Consider the following 17143-nt stretch of genomic DNA (forward strand, 5'->3'; position numbering starts at 1 on the left):
GTATCGAAGCCGACCGCCGCCCCCGCACGCCCGCCGTCAGGCCCGGTGGCGCTCGCAGAACTCCACCAGGACCCGGTTCACCTCGGCCGGCTGTTCGAGATAACCGAAATGACCGGCCCGCTCGATCTCGACGTACTCCGCGCCTGGAATGGCCTCGGCGACTTCGCGCGCCAGCTTCGCCGGCAGGGTCCGGTCGTCGGCGAATCCGACGACCAGCGCGGGCCGGGTGATGCCGCGGTACGCCGCGAGACGGTTGGACTCCTTGTTGTGGAGTTCGAGCTGTGCGCGGACGCCCGGGGTGATCGTCTGCTGGGAGAAGCCGATGATGTCGAGCCAGTCTCGCGCGGTGCGGTCGTCGTCGAGCGTGTGCGGCGACAGGTTGAGATGCGCGGTGATGGCGGCCTCGTACTCCGGTGGCAGCTTGATCTTGTTGTCGTAGAGGGCCCGCTCACCGGCCGAGATCGCTTCCTGCAGTGGGGTGTTGCGGCCGTACGTCGCAACCATCACCGCCGCCTTGACCACGTCGGGGCGGGCCAGCGCCAGCTCCTGGGTGATCCGGGCACCCAACGAGGTGCCGATCACGATCGCCGGACCGCGGCCGAGGTGTTCGATCAGGGCCGCGGTGTCGGCGACCATGTCGTCGAGCGTGAAACCCTCGGCGCACTCCGACGACGGTGCGACACCGCGGTTGTCGAACGTCACGACGGTGAAGCCGGCTTTCACCAGCGCGGGTTCCTGATGCGCCTTCCAGACGCGGCCGGGACTTCCGGTTCCCATGACCATGACCACGAGCGGGCCCGACCCGGCGAGGCTGTAGGAGATGTCGATCCCGTTGACACGGGCCGTGCTGGGAGCTGTCACTTGTCCACCACCGGGTTGGAGAGCGTACCGATACCGTCGACGGTCACCGAGATACGTTGACCGGCGACCATGGGCCCGACCCCTTCCGGGGTGCCCGTGAGGATCACGTCGCCGGGCAGCAGGGTCATCACGCGCGAGATCCACTCGACGATCTCACCGACGTCGTGGAGCATCAGCGACGTCCGGGTCCGCTGCTTGACCTCGCCGTCGAGTTCCGTCACGAGTTCGACGTCCGACGGATCGAGCGAGGTGTCGATCCACGGGCCGAGCGGACAGAAGGTGTCGTACCCCTTGCCGCGGGTCCACTGACCGTCGGCCTGCTGGTGGTCGCGGGCGGTTACGTCGTTGGCGACCGTGTATCCGAGGATCACGTCCTTGGCCTGCGCGGCCTTCACGTCCTTGCACGGGCGTCCGATGACGGCCGCGAGCTCCCCCTCGTAATCGACCCGTTGCGACGACGGCGGACGCACGATGGGCACCTCGGGGCCGATGATCGAAGTGTTGGGCTTGAGGAAGATCACCGGGTCGGCGGGCGCCTCGCCGCCCATCTCCGCCGCGTGTGCGGCGTAGTTCTTGCCGATGCAGATCACCTTGCTGGCGAGGATCGGCGCCAACACCCGGACATCCGCCAGCTTCCACGACCGGCCGGTGAACGTCGGCGTACCGAAGGGATGTTCGGCGATCTCCTTGACGACGGCGTCGTCTCCGTCGCCCTCGACGGACACGAAGGCCACGCCGTCAGGACTCGCAATTCGACCTAAGCGCATGTCCAGACCCTATCGCACCGCCGATCCCACACGTTGGGAGACGAGTTGGCGGACGTCGGTGCCGGTTTTACAATGTGGTCACACTGTTTCATATATTGAGAAATCCAACCCCGGTTCACCGGGTCCGGACAGGCAGCGAGGTGAGTAGACCATGACCGATGTCGACGACATCACCACTGCCCGAAGGTGGATCATCCTCGGGTGCTCGCTGCTCGCCGCGCTCACCACGACTTGTGTGGTCAGCGGTGTCGCCTACCTGATCCCCACGCTGCACACCGACGCCGGACTCACCCTCACCCAGGCCTCGGCGCTTGCCGCGATCCCGACGGTCGGACTGATGGCGGCGACGATCCCGTGGGGAATCCTGTTGGACCGCTACGGCGAACGACGGATCCTCCTGCTGTCGCTGTCGATCTCGCTCGCCGGCGCGACCGGGGCGACCGTCGCCGCGTCAGCCGATGCGTCCTATGCCGTCGTGGGTGCCGCGCTCTTCGTGGGCGGTCTCGGCTCGGGGGCGGCGAACGGTGCCAGCGGTCGCATCGTCGTCGGCTGGTTTCCCGCACACCAGCGTGGGACTGCGATGGGCATCCGGCAGATGGCACAACCGCTGGGGATCGGCGTCTGCGCTCTCACCATGCCGGTTGTCGCAGCGAGTTCGGGACCCGCTGCGGCACTGGCGATCCCAGCCGTGGTGACTGCTGCAGGACTCGTCGCGGTGGTCGTCGGCATCACCGATCCGCCGCGTCGGCCGGCTCCCGCGTCGACGGTCGGCAACCCTCCCCCGCGCACGAATCCCTACCGCGACAACTCTTTCCTCGCACGCATCCACATCGTCAGCATGCTGCTGGTCATCCCCCAGTCCATGCTGTGGACCTTCGTACCGACCTGGCTGATCGTCGCGCACGGGTGGTCACCGGCCGGCGCCGGAACCCTGATCACCGTGACCCAGATCATCGGTGCACTGGGCCGGATCGTCGCCGGACGGTGGTCGGACGCCTGGATGTCGCGGATGCGACCGGTCCGCGTGATCGCGGTGGCCGGTGTCGCCGCCATGTCCGCGCTCGCGATCGCCGACTGGTTCGACAGCCCACTCGCGCCCGCGCTCATGGCGGTGGCGAGTGTCATCTCGGTGGCCGACAACGGCTTGGCGTTCACCGCCATAGCCGAGTACGTCGGACCGGAATGGAGCGGACGCGGACTCGCCGTGCAGAACACCGGACAGTATCTGGTGACCGCGGCGACCACACCGCTTCTCGGAGCACTCATCGCGACCGTCGGTTTCCCGATCGCCTTTGCCGCGACCGCCCTGGCACCGCTTGTCGCGACGCCCCTGGTCCCGCGCGACCGGATGCGGGCAGCCGATGAGCTGGTCGACGTGTAACCCCACCAACGGGCGAACCCGCCACCGAATCGGTGGCGGGTTCGTCCCTTGCTGGTGAATCTGCCTGCGAATCAGAGCCGTTCGCGGATACGCGCACCGATCTCGGAGGTGCTGAACGTACCGCTGCGCTCGGCGAGGTCGTCGGCGACGGCCTTCTCGATCCGGGCCGCGGCGTCGTCGTCGCCGAGATGCTGGAGCAGGAGCGCGACCGACAGGATCGCGGCCGTCGGATCGGCCTTGCCCTGCCCGGCGATGTCGGGTGCCGAGCCGTGCACCGGCTCGAACATCGACGGGTTGGCGCCGGTGGCGTCGATGTTGCCCGACGCGGCCAGCCCGATACCACCGCTCACCGCGGCGGCGATGTCGGTGATGATGTCGCCGAACAGGTTGTCGGTGACGATCACGTCGAAGCGGCCGGGGTCGGTGACCAGGTAGATGGTCGCCGCGTCCACGTGGCAGTAGTCGGTGGTCACGTCGGGGAACTCGGCGCCCACCTCCTCGACCGCGCGACTCCACATCGACCCGGCGAAGGTCAACACGTTGGTCTTGTGGACCAGCGTCAGCTTCTTGCGACGCTGCTGGGCACGCTGAAATGCGTTGCGCACGACGCGTTCCACACCGAACCGGGTGTTGACGCTGACCTCGGTGGCGACCTCGTGCTGGGTTCCGACACGAATCGCGCCACCGTTGCCGGTGTAGGGCCCCTCGGTCCCCTCCCGAACGACCACGAAGTCGATGTCGGGGTCGCCCGCGAGGGGCGAGGAGACACCGGGGAAGCGGCGCGACGGCCGCAGGTTGACGTGGTGGTCGAGTGCGAATCGCATCGTCAGGAGCAGACCGCGCTCCAGCACGCCCGACGGTACGGACGGATCGCCGATGGCGCCCAACAGGATCGCGTCGTGACGACGAAGCGACTCGAGGTCGTCCTCGGTGAGCAGCTCGCCGTTGCGGTGGTAGCGGCGTGCGCCGAGGTCGAACTCGGTGGTGCTCACCGACGGTACGACCGAGTCGAGGACGCCCAGCGCCTCGCCGATGACCTCGGGACCGATGCCGTCGCCGGCGATGACTGCGAGTTTCATGCGAGGTCGACCTGTTCGATGAGGGTTGCGCTGACCGCGTCACCGATCGCGGCGACGACCTCGTCGTCGAGGACGCTGCTGACGCGCAGCATCATGGTCGCGCCGCCACCCTCGGCGTCCTGCGACAAACCGGCCGCCAGGATGTCGATGCCGGCGTTCCCGAGCAGCGTTCCGATCTTGCCGAGGGAACCCGGCTGGTCGGCGTAGCTGACGATGAGGTTGTGCCCTTCGGCACGCAGGTCGAAGTTGCGGCCGTTGATGTTGACGATCTTCTCCACCAGGCGCGGACCCGACAGGGTGCCCGAGACATTGTGGGTCGAGCCGTCGGCGAACACGGCCTTCACGTCGACCACGCTGCGGTGGTTGGGACTCTCCGGCGCGGTGGTGACCTCGCTGGTCACGCCGCGTCCCTCGGCGACCGCGGGGGCGTTGACGAAGGTGACCGGCTCGTCGAGCACTGCGGAGAACAGGCCGCGCAGCGCGGACAGGCCGAGCACGTCGACGTTGTTCGCGGCGAGTTCGCCCCGTACGTCGACGACGATGGAGGTCGGCGGCTCCTTGCTGATGGCCCCGACGAGCACGCCCGCCTTGCGAGCGACCTCGAGCCACGGTGCGACCTCTTCGTCGACGGCGCCCCCGGTGATGTTGACGGCGTCGGGGACGAAGTGACCGGCCAGCGCCAGCCGGACGCTCTTGGCGACGTCGGTGCCCGCGCGATCCTGCGCCTCGCTGGTCGATGCGCCGAGGTGGGGCGTCACGACGACCTGCGGCAGCTCGAAGAGCGGCGAGTCGGTGCAGGGCTCGGTGGCGAAGACGTCCAGGCCGGCCGCGCGGACCTGACCGGAGTTGATCGCGTCGGCCAGTGCCTGCTCGTCGATGAGACCACCGCGGGCGGCGTTGACGATGACGACGCCCTTCTTGGTCCGGGCGAGCTGCTCGGCGCCGATGAGGCCCAGGGTCTCCGGGGTCTTCGGCAGGTGGACGGTGATGAAGTCGGCGCGCTCGAGGAGTTCGTCGAGGCTGACGAGCTCGATCCCGAGCTGGGCCGCACGAGCCGGCGACACGTAGGGGTCGTAGGCGATGATGTGGGTTTCGAAGGCTGCCAGCCGCGCGGCCACCAGCTGGCCGATGCGGCCGAGTCCGACGACACCGACGGTCTTGTCGAAGATCTCGACGCCGTTGAACGACGAACGCTTCCAGGTCTTCTCGCGCAAGGTGGCGTCCGCGGCCGGGATCTGGCGCGACGCTGCCATCAGCAGCGCGACGGCATGTTCGGCCGCGGTGTGGATGTTCGAGGTCGGGGCGTTGACGACCATGACGCCGCGCTCGGTCGCGGCAGGCACGTCGACGTTGTCCAGACCGACACCCGCCCGGGCGATGATCTTCAGCTTCTTGCCCGCGTCGAGGACCTCGGCATCCACGGTCGTCGCGGAGCGGACCAGAATGGCGTCGGCGTCGACGACCGCCTCGAGCAACTTGGGACGATCCGGGCCGTCGACCCATCGCACCTCGACACCGTCACCGAGTGCTTCCACGGTGGACGGCGCCAGCTTGTCGGCGATGAGTACAACCGGGCGGCCAGCAGAGCTCACAGTCATTTCTCCAGGTTCGGGGAGTGCGGTTTCACGAACGTCGGTACGGAGTGTCGATGACGACTCCGTACGACAGCTTAAAGGTGTGGTAGGTGCCGTCGAGCATGCGGTCTACCCCGAAACGAGAGCCCTGTCCCCCGGCACGAGTAGAGTGTGACGCGCATTACGGCAAACTCGCGCGGCGCATCACAGAAGTGTTGCAAACCGACCGCGGCTCGATCCCACGCCGCCGTGCGCGCGTGGGGCGCCCGGTACGGTGTGCTTGCCGCCCATCGCTAAGTTCCCGACGGGCGGCGATGCCCGTGATCGAGAACTGGTAGACCCGAGAAGTGGAGTGCGGATGACGAAGAAGCTGACAGTACTGTTGGCGGTTTTGGCTGCGACGGTGCTGGCCGGCTGGGGAGGGGGCGTCGCGGTCGCCGCACCGGCGAAGATCTTCATGGGAGGCGGGTCCGGAATCCTGGTGCTCAAGGGCGGCAACTCCGCCGCGGCCTGCACCCTGACCACCATCGGCCGCTCGAAGACCAACAAGCTCATCGGCGTCACCGCGGGACACTGCGGCACTCCCGGCCAGAAGGTCTACTCCGAGACGTTCCAGGACCGCGGCCAGGCAGGCACCATCACCTACACCGCGCCGGATCTCGACATGGCGATCATCGAACTCGACGCCTCGCGAGTCGTGCCGCTGCGCACGGTCCGCGGCGTGACGATCCGCTCGGTCGACCAGGCGCCGCTCGCCTTCCCGACCATCGCCTGCAAAGAAGGCCGGACCACCGGCAACACCTGCGGCATCGCCTGGTTCTCCGACGGCGACGTGCACGTCAGCCAGATGTGCGTCATCGAAGGTGACTCCGGTAGCCCCGTGGTCGTCGGCGACCGGCTGGTGGGCATGGTGAACGCCTACTACTTCCTCGGTTGCCTCGGCCCCGAGACCGGCACCAACATCCAGCCGATCCTGAAGCGGATCGCTTCGCTCGACGCTTACAAGGGATTCCGGGTCGCCTGACGACTCTGGGTCCCACCCCCACCGACGCCCCGGATGGTTTCCCTCCGGGGCGTCGTCGTGTGCGGGGTGACGTGCGCAGTGAGGCGCCGGGACGACTGCTCGGGCCGAGCACGACCCGGGTGGTCAGCCGGCTTCGGTCACCGGGTGACCCCGAGCCAGTCCTCGATCTCCCGGGTGACCGCTGCCGTCACCTCCAGGGGTGCGAGATGTCCGACACCGTCGAGGATCACGGGGTCGCGGCGGTCGGGCAGGAGGTCTCGTAGCTGCGTGGCCTGCTCGACGGGAATCCACGGATCGTCGGCGCCCCAGCCGATCCGCGTCGGGCATCGAACCTGAGACAGGCGTTCCGCGACGGGTCTGGTATGCTCCGGCCGCAATGCCGCGATCTGACGATAGAACCCGGCCTTGCCGTCCCCGCCGAGCCACGGACGAGTCAGCTCGTCGAGGTCATTGTCCGTCAGCCGGTGCCGCGCGGCACCGGCGATGTACTCGCGCACCAACGCCGCGTGCAAGGGGTCGGGAAGTTGCTCGAAGACCTCGGTGTTGTCGGCGACCAGTCGGAAGAAGGGCGACCCCCACGGATCGAGAGTCACGATGTCCCAGAGGAACAACGACGCGTACTCGCGACCGTGGAGCAGATGCGCGCCCAGTGCCACCGCGCCCCCGATGTCGTGTGCGATCACGTGCGGCCGCGTCAGACCCCACTGAGACTGCAGCACAGCGAATCTCGACATCTGGGTCGCCAGATCCACCGGTGCGTCCGTGACCATCGACTGCCCGTATCCAGGCATGTCCCACAGGAAGACTCGGCGACCGAGGCCGATCTGTTGCGCCACGCCGGCCCACACGTACGCCGACCACGGAGTCCCGTGGCACATCACCACATCGATGTCGGTGTGCCCCGCCGGCTCGAGAACATATGTCGCAACACGCTCCACGTCGACATAGACCGGCGGTGGCAGAACGATCCCTTGGCTGTCCACGAGTCAGACATTAAACCCGTCGAGCCGAACCCACCCATTTTCGGTATTTCCTCACCCCGCGACCCCGGTGGGTTTGCCGAAAAGGGGTGGGTCTGCGGAGACGCACGCGGGCCCGCACCACATCGGTGCGGACCCGCTGTCGGCGCTACGTTCAGCGCAATACCGCTGCGACTCAGGCGGTCTCGGTGATCGGACGATCAACCCAGCTCATCAGGTCGCGCAGCTTCTTGCCGGTGACCTCGATCGGGTGCTCGGCGTTCTCCTTGCGCAGGCCCTCGAGCTCCTTGTTGCCGCCCTCGACGTTGGCGACGAGGCGCTTGACGAAGGTGCCGTCCTGGATGTCGGTGAGGATGCCGCGCATGCGCTCCTTGGTGTCGGCGTCGATGACCCGCGGGCCCGACACGTAACCGCCGAACTCGGCGGTATCCGAGACCGAGTAGTTCATGCGCGCGATGCCGCCCTCGTACATGAGGTCGACGATCAGCTTGAGCTCGTGCAGCACCTCGAAGTAGGCCATCTCGGGGGCGTAACCCGCCTCGACCATCACCTCGAAGCCGGTCTTGACCAGTTCCTCGGTGCCGCCGCACAGCACGGCCTGCTCGCCGAAGAGGTCGGTCTCGGTCTCTTCCTTGAACGTGGTCTTGATGATTCCGGCACGACCACCGCCGATGGCGCTGGCGTAGCTCAGCGCGAGCGTCTGGCCCTCGCCCTTGGGGTCCTGGTGGACGGCGATGAGCGCGGGGACGCCCTTGCCGTCGACGAACTGGCGGCGCACGAGGTGGCCGGGGCCCTTCGGGGCGACCATCGCGACGGTCACGTTCTCCGGCGCCTTGATGAGGCCGAAGTGGATGTTGAGACCGTGGCCGAAGAACAGCGCGTTGCCGTCCTGCAGGTTCGGCTCGATGTCCTCGGTGAAGATCTTCGCCTGCGAGGTGTCGGGCGCCAGCACCATGATGACGTCGGCCCAGGCGGCGGCCTCGGATGCGGTGAGCACCTTGAGGCCCTGCTCCTCGGCCTTGGCCTTCGACTTGGAGCCCTCACGCAGACCGATCACGACGTCGACGCCGGAATCGCGCAGCGACAGCGAATGCGCATGGCCCTGGCTGCCGTAGCCGATCACCGCGACCTTGCGACCCTGGATGATCGACAGATCCGCGTCGTCGTCGTAGAACAGTTCGATGGCCACTATGTTTCCCTTCGATATGTGGTGTCCCTGGCGGATTCTGAAGAATCCGTCGGGATTCGTAATTCCCTTGTCGCTCCTCGCCGATGCTCAGATGAGCGCGAGGACAGCGGGATTCTCTGTCAGCGGTTGGCCGACATGCTCTTCGGTCCCCGACCGAGGGTCACCGCGCCCGATTGCGCGATCTCCCGGATTCCATACGGATCGAGCATCCGCAGAAGTGCTTCGAGTTTTTCCGACGTGCCGGTGGCCTCGATCGTCAGCGACTCGGGCGAGACGTCGATCACCTTGGCGCGGAACAGATTCACCACCTCGATGACCTCGGTGCGCACCGTCGAATCCGACCGCACCTTGACCATCATCAGCTCGCGCGAGACCGAGCTCGCCGGGTCCTGCTCGACGATCTTGATCACGTTGATCAACTTGTTGAGCTGCTTGGTGACCTGCTCGAGGGGGAAGTCCTCCACCGAGACCATGATGGTCATCCGCGAGATGCCCTTGAGCTCGGTGGGGCCCACGGCGAGTGACTCGATGTTGAATCCGCGCCGCGAGAACAGCGCCGAGATCCTCGCGAGGACGCCGGGTCGGTCTTCGACCAGGACACTGAGGGTATGGGTGGTGCTCACTGCTCGTCCTTCTGGTTTGCGCGATCGGCCGGCGCGTTGTCGACCGTTTGATGGCCATCCATCGCCTGGTGGATCTCCACCGGACCCGACGCCGACTCGTCGTCGTCGAACAGCGGCCGGATGTCGCGGGCGGCCATGATCTCGTCGTTGCCGGTACCGGCGGCGACCATCGGCCACACCTGCGCGTCCTTGCCGACGATGAAGTCGATGACCACCGGGCGGTCGTTGATCTCCCGCGCCTTCGCGATCACCTCGTCGACGTCTTCCTCGCGCTCGACGCGGAAGGCCACGCAGCCCAGCGCCTCCGAGAGCTTGACGAAGTCCGGGATCATCCGCGAGTGCGTCGACAGATCGGTGTTCGAGTAACGCTCTTCGTAGAACAGCGTCTGCCACTGACGGACCATGCCCAGGTTGCCGTTGTTGATCAGCGCCACCTTGATCGGGATGCCCTCGATCGCGCAGGTGGCGAGTTCCTGGTTGGTCATCTGGAAACAGCCGTCACCGTCGATCGCCCAGACCTCGGCGTCGGGGTCGGCGGCCTTGGCGCCCATGGCGGCGGGCACCGCGTAGCCCATCGTGCCCAGACCACCGGAGTTGAGCCAGGTGCGCGGCTTCTCGTAGGAGATGAACTGTGCGGCCCACATCTGGTGCTGGCCGACACCTGCGCAGTACACCGCGTCCGGGCCGGCGGCCTTGCCGAGGGCCTGGATGACGAACTCCGGCGACATCGAGCCGTCGGTCTGACGGTCGTAGCTCAGCGGATAGGTCCGACGCAGGTTGTCGAGGTAGGACCACCACTGCGAGATGTCGGGAGTCGAGCCGCTGGTCGCCCGCTCCTCGCGCAGCGCCTCGGTGAGCTCGGCGATGACCGCCTTGCAGTCACCGACGATCGGCACGTCGACGGGCCGGTTCTTGCCGATCTCGGCGGGGTCGATGTCGGCATGGATGACCTTGGCGTTCGGCGCGAACGACGACAACTGTCCGGTGACCCGGTCGTCGAAGCGTGCTCCGAGGGTGATCAGCAGGTCGCTGCGCTGCAGGCCCGCGACCGCCGCCACCGTGCCGTGCATGCCGGGCATGCCCAGGTGCAGCTGGTGGCTGTCGGGGAACGCGCCGCGTGCCATCAGCGTGGTGACCACCGGGATGCCGGTCAGCTCGGCCAGTTCCAGCAGCTCGGCCGACGCGTTCGCCTTGATGACACCGCCGCCGACATAGAGCACCGGCGACTTCGCGGCGTTGATCATGCGGGCCGCCTCGCGAACCTGCTTGCCGTGGGGCTTGGTCACCGGGCGGTAACCGGGCAGGTCGATCTGCGGCGGCCAGGAGAACGTGGTCTGCGCCTGCAAGATGTCTTTGGGGATGTCGACCAGGACCGCGCCGGGACGACCGCTCTCGGCGATGTGGAACGCCTCGGCGATGGTCTTCGGGATGTCGATCGCCCGGCTGACCAGGAAGTTGTGCTTGGTGACGGGCATCGTGATACCCGAGATGTCGGCTTCCTGGAACGCATCGGTGCCGATGAGCGCGCGACCGACCTGGCCGGTGATCGCGACGACCGGCACCGAGTCCATCTGGGCGTCGGCCAGCGGGGTCACCAGGTTGGTGGCACCGGGACCGGACGTGGCCATCATGACGCCGGCGCGTCCGGCGACCTGGGCGTACCCGGTCGCGGCGTGACCTGCGCCCTGCTCGTGACGGACGAGGACGTGGCGGACCTTCTGCGAGTCCAGCAGCGGGTCGTAGACCGGCAGGACCGCGCCACCCGGAATGCCGAAGACGACCTCGACACCGAGCTCCTCGAGGGAACGAACCACAGACTGGGCGCCGCTGACACGCTCGGGAGCAACGGTGTGGTGGGTTACCGCACGGAGGTTGCCCGCCGCCGGAGACTGCTGCCGCAGTCCTGCGTTGCGCGTCGGCTCGTTGCGGCCGGCGTCGGTGCGTGCTGTTGGTGCGCTCACTGCACGATCCTCATCTTGGTTGTGGAATCCGATATCGGTGATGGAAGTACCTGGCATGAAAAAACCCCCGACAGCTTCCGCTGTTCGAGGGTGGCGCGTCGATGCCGGTTGGGGGTCTGCGAGGTGACCGGTCAGGCGAAGACGCGCCAGCCGATTACTACGAGGATCCCGTTCTGCATCACGGGTTCACGGTAGGACTGTGTTCGGTTCTGAGTCAAACTCCGGACCACGCCGTCTCACCATCTGGGAAAACACTGGTCGAGTCGGTTGTCTGCGCACCTCGATTTCGGTCCGGCGCGACGAACCCGTCGGCGAGAGGCCTCGGGGCCGGTTGGCACAATGGAGCGGTGCCGACTGATTCCACCGACCCCGTAGACCCGAAGACCAGCGCGACCCCTGCCGACGACGTCGCATTCGACTATCCGGTGACGTTCCGTATCAACCGGACCGCCTACTTCACGGTCCCGATGGCCGCGCTGGTGGTCGTGCTCCTGGTCGGCGCCTCCCCGTGGTTTGCCTTCGCCCTGATCGTCCCGGTCCTGGTCTGGTTGTGGATCCACCGGTTGCGGACCGTGGTCACCGAGAACGGACTCACCTCGGTGCGGATGTTCTCGACCACCGAGATCGCCTGGTCCGACCTCGCCGGACTGCAGTTCCCGAAGTGGAGTTCGGTGCGTGCGGTCCTGACGAATGGCAGTCGAGTTCGTCTGCCCGCCATCGGCTTCCGTGATCTTCCCGCGTTGTCGCTCGTCAGTGGTGGTCGCATTCCGGACCCCTTCGAGGCGGCCCGCTCTGCCGAGTAGTCACGGTCTCCTCGTTTCCGGCACGGATCCGACTCCGCTCGGTCTCAGAGGCCTCCACCTGCCGGCGATAGAGTGCGGCCGTGGAGCACACCCGAACATTCGACGCCGGTGAACTCGACGAACTGATCTCGGCAGGTCGCCTCGCAGACGTCGGGACGACGCTGTCCGCGATGCCCGCGGGCGACATCGCCGCCCTGCTCGACCGGCTCCCCCACAAGTCCCGTGGCGTCGCGTTCCGTCTGCTGGCCAAGGACCTCGCGGTGGAGGTGTTCGACGATCTGTCGGCCGGCTCGCAGCGCCGCCTCATCGACGATCTGGGCACCGCGGACGTGGCCGCCTTCGACCACCTCGACCCCGACGATCGCGCCGAGTTGCTGGACGAGTTGCCCGCGGGAGTCGCCAAGTCGCTGATCCAGCAGTTAACCCCGGCCGAACGCGACATGACCGCGGTGGTTCTCGGCTACCCGCGCGGTTCGGTGGGGCGTCGGATGAGTCCCGAGTTCGTCCACGCCCGAGAGGACGAACCGGCCGGCGACGCGTTGGCCCGCGTGCGAGAACGCGGACACGCCGCGGAGACGATCTACACGGTGCCCGTCCTCGACGGCGCTCGCTCGCTGTGCGGTGTGGTCAGCCTGCGCGACCTCCTCCTGGCCGACCCGGCCGAACCCGTCCACGACCTGATGAACAAGCCGATGTTCGCTCATGCCGAGGATGACGCCGAGGCCACCGCACAGAGGTGTGTGGACCGGGGAATCCTCGCCATGCCCGTCGTCGACAGCGACAGCCGCCTGGTCGGCGTCCTGACGATCGACGATGCCGTCGACGTCGTCGAGCAGGCCCGGGACACCGACGAGGCCCGTGCGGGCGCGCGTGAACCCCTCCGCGACCCGTACCTGTTCTCGTCCATCCTGTCGATCACGCGCGCCCGGATCGTGTGGCTGTTCGTGCTCGCGGTGTCGGCGATCCTCACCGTCAACGTGCTGGAGATCTTCGAGGGCACCCTCGAGCAGCGGGTCGCGCTTGCACTGTTCATCCCGCTGCTCACCGGGATCGGCGGGAACACCGGTTCGCAGGCGGCGACGACCGTGACCCGCGCACTCGCCACCGACGAGGTCGCCCCGCGCGACGTCGCCCGCGTCGCCGCCAAGGAGGTCCGCGTCGGACTGACCATGGGCGCGCTACTCGGACTCGCCGGGTTCACCGTCGCCGCACTCGTCTACGGCCTCGAGATCGGTGTGGTGATCGGCCTGACGATCCTGTCGGTGTGCACCCTTGCCGCGACCGTGGGCGGCGTGATGCCGCTGATCGCGAAGTCGATCCGCGTCGATCCCGCGGTGTTCTCCACGCCGTTCATCTCGACGTTCTGCGACGCCACCGGCCTTCTCCTCTACTTCTCGATCGCCAAGACGGTGCTGGGGATCTGACCCCGACCGAGGACGGCACCGGCGCGGCCCGGCCCGCACGCCCGAATGGTTTTGTTACCCATCGTCACAGCGGAGTAGCCTGCTTCTCGGTGCTCCCTCACGCCCACCCTCAGCGAGGCGGCGCCCGTCAACACAGTTCGCCCCGGCCACAGCCCGTGGGAACACACCCGGGGTCGCGGTGTTGAGCCGAAGAGTCCGGCGCCGGTCCGTCACCGCACGTCCGATCGCGCCGGGCCCGCCTGAGCCACACGATCGATTCGAGGAACCCATGCCTGCTCTGAGGTCACGTACCACCACCGTCGGCCGCGAAGCCGCCGGCGCCCGCTCCCTGTGGCGCGCCACCGGGATGACCGACGACGACTTCGGCAAGCCGATCGTGGCCATCGCCAACTCCTACACCCAGTTCGTGCCGGGGCATGTGCACCTGAAGGACGTCGGCGACATCGTGGCCGAGGCCGTGCGGGCCGCCGGTGGCGTGCCGCGGGAGTTCCACACCATCGCCGTCGACGACGGCATCGCGATGGGTCACGGCGGCATGCTCTACTCGCTGCCCAGTCGCGAGATCATCGCCGACTCGGTCGAATACATGGTCAACGCCCACACCGCGGACGCGCTGGTGTGTATCTCCAACTGCGACAAGATCACTCCTGGCATGCTCAACGCCGCAATGCGCCTGAACATCCCGACGGTGTTCGTCTCCGGCGGGCCGATGGAAGCCGGCAAGGCAGTCGTCGTCGGCGATGTTGCACATCCGTCGTCGGACCTGATCACCACGATCTCGGCGTCGGCGAACAGTGCTGTCGACGACGCCGGACTCGACGAGGTCGAGCGGTCGGCGTGCCCCACGTGCGGTTCGTGCTCGGGCATGTTCACGGCCAATTCGATGAACTGCCTCACCGAGGCCCTCGGACTGGCACTGCCCGGCAACGGCTCGACGCTGGCCACCCACGAGGCCCGCCGCGCCCTGTTCGCGCGCGCCGGCACGGTCGTCGTCGATGCGGCGACACGTTGGTATCGCGACGACGACGCGTCGGTGCTGCCGCGGAACATCGCCACGCCGACCGCCTTTCGCAACGCGATGGCCCTCGACGTCGCGATGGGCGGTTCGACCAACACCGTCCTGCACATCCTCGCCGCCGCGCAGGAGGGAGAGGTCGCCGATTTCGACCTCGGGGTCATCGACGAGATCAGCCGCAACGTGCCGTGTCTGTCGAAGGTCTCGCCGAATTCGGACTACCACATGGAGGACGTCCACCGGGCCGGCGGAATCCCGGCGATCCTCGGGGAACTGCGCCGCGCGGGCCTGCTCGACGACACCGCGTCGACCGTGCACACCCCGACCATGGCCCAGGCGCTCGACGACTGGGACATCCGCGGCGGCAAGGCTATCGACGAGGCCGTCGAACTCTTCCACGCCGCACCGGGCGGCGTCCGCACCACCACTCCGTTCTCGACGTCGAACCGGTGGAGTTCGCTCGACACCGATGCCGCAGGCGGTTGCATCCGCGACCTCGAGCACGCCTACACCGTCGAAGGCGGTCTGTGCGTGCTGCGCGGCAACCTCGCCCCCGACGGCGCTGTCCTGAAGACCGCGGGCATCGACGAGGACCTGTGGCACTTCGAGGGCCCGGCCCGCGTCGTCGAGAGCCAGGAAGACGCCGTCCAGGTCATCCTCTCCAAGACCATCCAGGCCGGCGAGGTACTCGTCGTGCGGTACGAGGGTCCCGCGGGTGGCCCCGGCATGCAGGAGATGCTGCATCCGACAGCCTTCATGAAGGGCACCGGGATGGGCAAGAAGTGCGCGCTCATCACCGACGGCCGGTTCTCCGGCGGGTCGTCGGGCCTGTCGGTCGGTCACATGTCCCCCGAAGCCGCGTCGGGTGGTGCCATCGGACTCGTCGAGGACGGCGACCCGATCCTCATCGACGTCAAGACCCGCCGCCTCGAGGTCCTGGTCGACGACGAGGTGCTCGCCGAGCGCCGCGCCAAGATGGAGGCCTCCGAACGGCCGTGGCAGCCGAAGGATCGTCAGCGCACGGTGACCACCGCACTGCGCGCGTACGCCAAGCTCGCGACGTCGGCCGACCGCGGCGCGGTGCGTCAGGTCGACTGACTACTCAGCACAGAGTGCGGGGGACGTATCGGATTCCGATACGTCCCCCGCGTTCTGTGTCGGTGCCGACTCAGATGAGCGGGTTGCTCCCGTTGGCCAGGACCCAGACCGCGACGGCTGCCGCCACGCCGACGATGAGCCAGAGGAACGAGCCGACGAACGGCCGTCGCGCCCAACCCCGTGGATAGTCGAGTGAGTACAGACCCGGGCCGGTCAGGATGACGACCGCCGCGGCCACCGCGAGGAAGAGCTCGAACTCGACCCCGCCGGCGGCGGCGAAGAACGAGAAGCCATCGGCCATCGACATCTTGTAGGCCGCGGCGACGAGCATGGTGCCGAGGATCGCCGACGCCCCGATCGGGGTCAGCAGCCCGAGGATCACCATCAGTCCACCGATCGTCTCCGACAGCGCACCGACGATCGCGAGGATCTGGGCGTAGTCGGCGGTGAAGCCGGCGTCGACGAGCATGGACTCGAAGCCGCTCAACCGCGGACCGTTCCACAACCCGAAGAGCTTCTGCAGGCCGTGCGCACCGACCAGGCCGCCGAGCGCAACACGCAACAGCAGCAAACCCAGGTCGATGGTGCCCCGCCGCGATTTCGCGAGCGCGTCCTCGAGGTCGTCGTCGGCCCCGGCACCGCGCCGATCATCGGTGTCGTCGTCGGTTCGGCGCCGCCCGAACCGACGTCGACCGCGCGGCTCGTCGTCGAGCACTTCGGTGTCGGACGCGGCGTCGTGCGCTCGGGCACGGGAGATCAGATCGTCGTCGTCATCGACGAAGTCGTAGCGCGCGGTGCCGACCGGCGGCAGCGCCGGCTCCGGCGTGGTGACCGCGTCGTCGGTGGGGCCGTCGATGGGCTGCGCGCGGGCGGGACCGGGATGCTTCGCGAACTGGACGGTCTCGAAATCGTCGTCCGCCGGCCCTGCCGCCCCGGCCGCCGGTGGGGCGGGGGGCGCGGTCTTCGCGGCGGGTCGGGGTGGCTCGGCGATGGGCCGTGACGTCGTCGGAGTACCCGCGGCGGCGGGACGCGTCTCCACGTCGCCGGGATCGAGGTCGTCGAGGTCGTCCACCCGGGAGTAGGGGGCCGGCGACCGCCGGGCGTGCCGGTTGTAGAAGTCGTCACGGTCGGTCACCGCGGGCGGTGTCGGCGGGCCGGGCTCGGGCCGCGCGGCCGCCGGGCCGGGTCCGGCACCGGGCACTCCACCCCCGGCACCCGGGACCGGGATCTGTCCGGTCGGTTCGTCGTAGGGACTCGTCGCCGGTGTGTCGCGCTCGCTGGTGCCCGACGTGTCGCGTTCGCTCACACGCCCGACTCTAGAGGCTCGCGGACTGCGGTCACCGGACCCCGACGGGGTGAGTCGG

Annotated in this window: 14 protein-coding genes; 5 read left to right on the plus strand and 9 right to left on the minus strand. The window is 68.0% G+C overall.

What is annotated here, in order from left to right:
- Window positions 1-36: 36 nt before the first annotated feature.
- The gene (locus LEL84_RS07020; RefSeq protein ID WP_226513654.1) at window positions 37-861 is read right to left on the minus strand and encodes an alpha/beta fold hydrolase; all 825 of its coding nucleotides are present in this window, start codon (window positions 859-861) and stop codon (window positions 37-39) included.
- Window positions 858-1628, minus strand: coding sequence for a fumarylacetoacetate hydrolase family protein (locus LEL84_RS07025; protein ID WP_058252129.1), 771 nt, complete (start codon window positions 1626-1628; stop codon window positions 858-860). The genes LEL84_RS07020 and LEL84_RS07025 overlap by 4 nt, the downstream gene beginning before the upstream one ends.
- Window positions 1629-1779: 151 nt before the next feature.
- Between LEL84_RS07025 and LEL84_RS07030 the strand changes: the two genes are divergently transcribed.
- Complete coding sequence (locus tag LEL84_RS07030; RefSeq protein ID WP_226513655.1) at window positions 1780-3009, plus strand: MFS transporter; 1230 nt, start codon at window positions 1780-1782, stop codon at window positions 3007-3009.
- A 71-nt stretch (window positions 3010-3080) separates the two neighbouring features.
- On the opposite strand, the gene LEL84_RS07035 is transcribed toward LEL84_RS07030, so the two are convergent.
- Both LEL84_RS07035 and serA read right to left on the minus strand, forming a co-directional pair.
- The gene (locus tag LEL84_RS07035) at window positions 3081-4088 is read right to left on the minus strand and encodes a 3-isopropylmalate dehydrogenase (RefSeq protein WP_226513656.1); all 1008 of its coding nucleotides are present in this window, start codon (window positions 4086-4088) and stop codon (window positions 3081-3083) included.
- Window positions 4085-5680 carry a phosphoglycerate dehydrogenase gene (gene serA / locus LEL84_RS07040; protein WP_058252194.1) on the minus strand — a complete coding sequence of 532 codons (1596 nt, stop codon included), beginning with the start codon at window positions 5678-5680 and terminating at the stop codon, window positions 4085-4087. The genes LEL84_RS07035 and serA overlap by 4 nt, the downstream gene beginning before the upstream one ends.
- 340 nt (window positions 5681-6020) lie before the next feature.
- Between serA and LEL84_RS07045 the strand changes: the two genes are divergently transcribed.
- Entirely contained in the window at window positions 6021-6686 is a 666-nt protein-coding gene (locus LEL84_RS07045) for a trypsin-like peptidase domain-containing protein (RefSeq protein WP_058252132.1), read from the plus strand.
- A gap of 137 nt (window positions 6687-6823) precedes the next feature.
- On the opposite strand, the gene LEL84_RS07050 is transcribed toward LEL84_RS07045, so the two are convergent.
- The 4 genes from LEL84_RS07050 to LEL84_RS07065 form a co-directional block, all read right to left on the minus strand.
- Window positions 6824-7669, minus strand: coding sequence for an alpha/beta fold hydrolase (locus LEL84_RS07050; RefSeq protein WP_226513657.1), 846 nt, complete (start codon window positions 7667-7669; stop codon window positions 6824-6826).
- A gap of 172 nt (window positions 7670-7841) precedes the next feature.
- Window positions 7842-8855 carry a ketol-acid reductoisomerase gene (ilvC, locus tag LEL84_RS07055; protein WP_226513658.1) on the minus strand — a complete coding sequence of 338 codons (1014 nt, stop codon included), beginning with the start codon at window positions 8853-8855 and terminating at the stop codon, window positions 7842-7844.
- 119 nt (window positions 8856-8974) lie between these two features.
- On the minus strand, window positions 8975-9478 hold the full coding sequence (ilvN, locus tag LEL84_RS07060) for an acetolactate synthase small subunit (protein ID WP_058252141.1): 504 nt from the start codon (window positions 9476-9478) through the stop codon (window positions 8975-8977).
- The gene (locus LEL84_RS07065) at window positions 9475-11439 is read right to left on the minus strand and encodes an acetolactate synthase large subunit (RefSeq protein ID WP_226513659.1); all 1965 of its coding nucleotides are present in this window, start codon (window positions 11437-11439) and stop codon (window positions 9475-9477) included. Before LEL84_RS07065 ends, ilvN begins: the two co-directional genes overlap by 4 nt.
- A gap of 347 nt (window positions 11440-11786) precedes the next feature.
- On the opposite strand from LEL84_RS07065, the gene LEL84_RS07070 reads away from it, so the two are divergent.
- The 3 genes from LEL84_RS07070 (at window position 11787) to ilvD (ending at window position 15779) form a co-directional block, all read left to right on the plus strand.
- Entirely contained in the window at window positions 11787-12242 is a 456-nt protein-coding gene (locus LEL84_RS07070; RefSeq protein WP_226513660.1) for a PH domain-containing protein, read from the plus strand.
- Between the two features lie 80 nt (window positions 12243-12322).
- Window positions 12323-13666 carry a magnesium transporter gene (gene mgtE, locus LEL84_RS07075; protein ID WP_226513661.1) on the plus strand — a complete coding sequence of 448 codons (1344 nt, stop codon included), beginning with the start codon at window positions 12323-12325 and terminating at the stop codon, window positions 13664-13666.
- A gap of 268 nt (window positions 13667-13934) precedes the next feature.
- Window positions 13935-15779, plus strand: a complete 1845-nt coding sequence (gene ilvD / locus LEL84_RS07080; protein ID WP_065632696.1) for a dihydroxy-acid dehydratase — start codon at window positions 13935-13937, stop codon at window positions 15777-15779.
- A 70-nt stretch (window positions 15780-15849) separates the two neighbouring features.
- On the opposite strand, the gene LEL84_RS07085 is transcribed toward ilvD, so the two are convergent.
- Window positions 15850-17085, minus strand: coding sequence for a DoxX family protein (locus LEL84_RS07085; protein ID WP_065632695.1), 1236 nt, complete (start codon window positions 17083-17085; stop codon window positions 15850-15852).
- Window positions 17086-17143 lie beyond the last annotated feature (58 nt).

The sequence above is a fragment of the Gordonia sp. WA4-43 genome (assembly GCF_020520305.1).
Lineage (GTDB): Bacteria > Actinomycetota > Actinomycetes > Mycobacteriales > Mycobacteriaceae > Gordonia > Gordonia hongkongensis.

What these genes read in the sequence shown, in the direction of transcription:
- ilvD (WP_065632696.1), top strand. Translation starts at nt 13,935, where the DNA reads ATGCCTGCTCTGAGGTCACGTACCACCACCGTCGGCCGCGAAGCCGCC.
- LEL84_RS07030 (WP_226513655.1), top strand. Translation starts at nt 1,780, where the DNA reads ATGACCGATGTCGACGACATCACCACTGCCCGAAGGTGGATCATCCTC.
- LEL84_RS07035 (WP_226513656.1), bottom strand. Translation starts at nt 4,088, where the DNA reads ATGAAACTCGCAGTCATCGCCGGCGACGGCATCGGTCCCGAGGTCATC.
- LEL84_RS07045 (WP_058252132.1), top strand. Translation starts at nt 6,021, where the DNA reads ATGACGAAGAAGCTGACAGTACTGTTGGCGGTTTTGGCTGCGACGGTG.
- LEL84_RS07025 (WP_058252129.1), bottom strand. Translation starts at nt 1,628, where the DNA reads ATGCGCTTAGGTCGAATTGCGAGTCCTGACGGCGTGGCCTTCGTGTCC.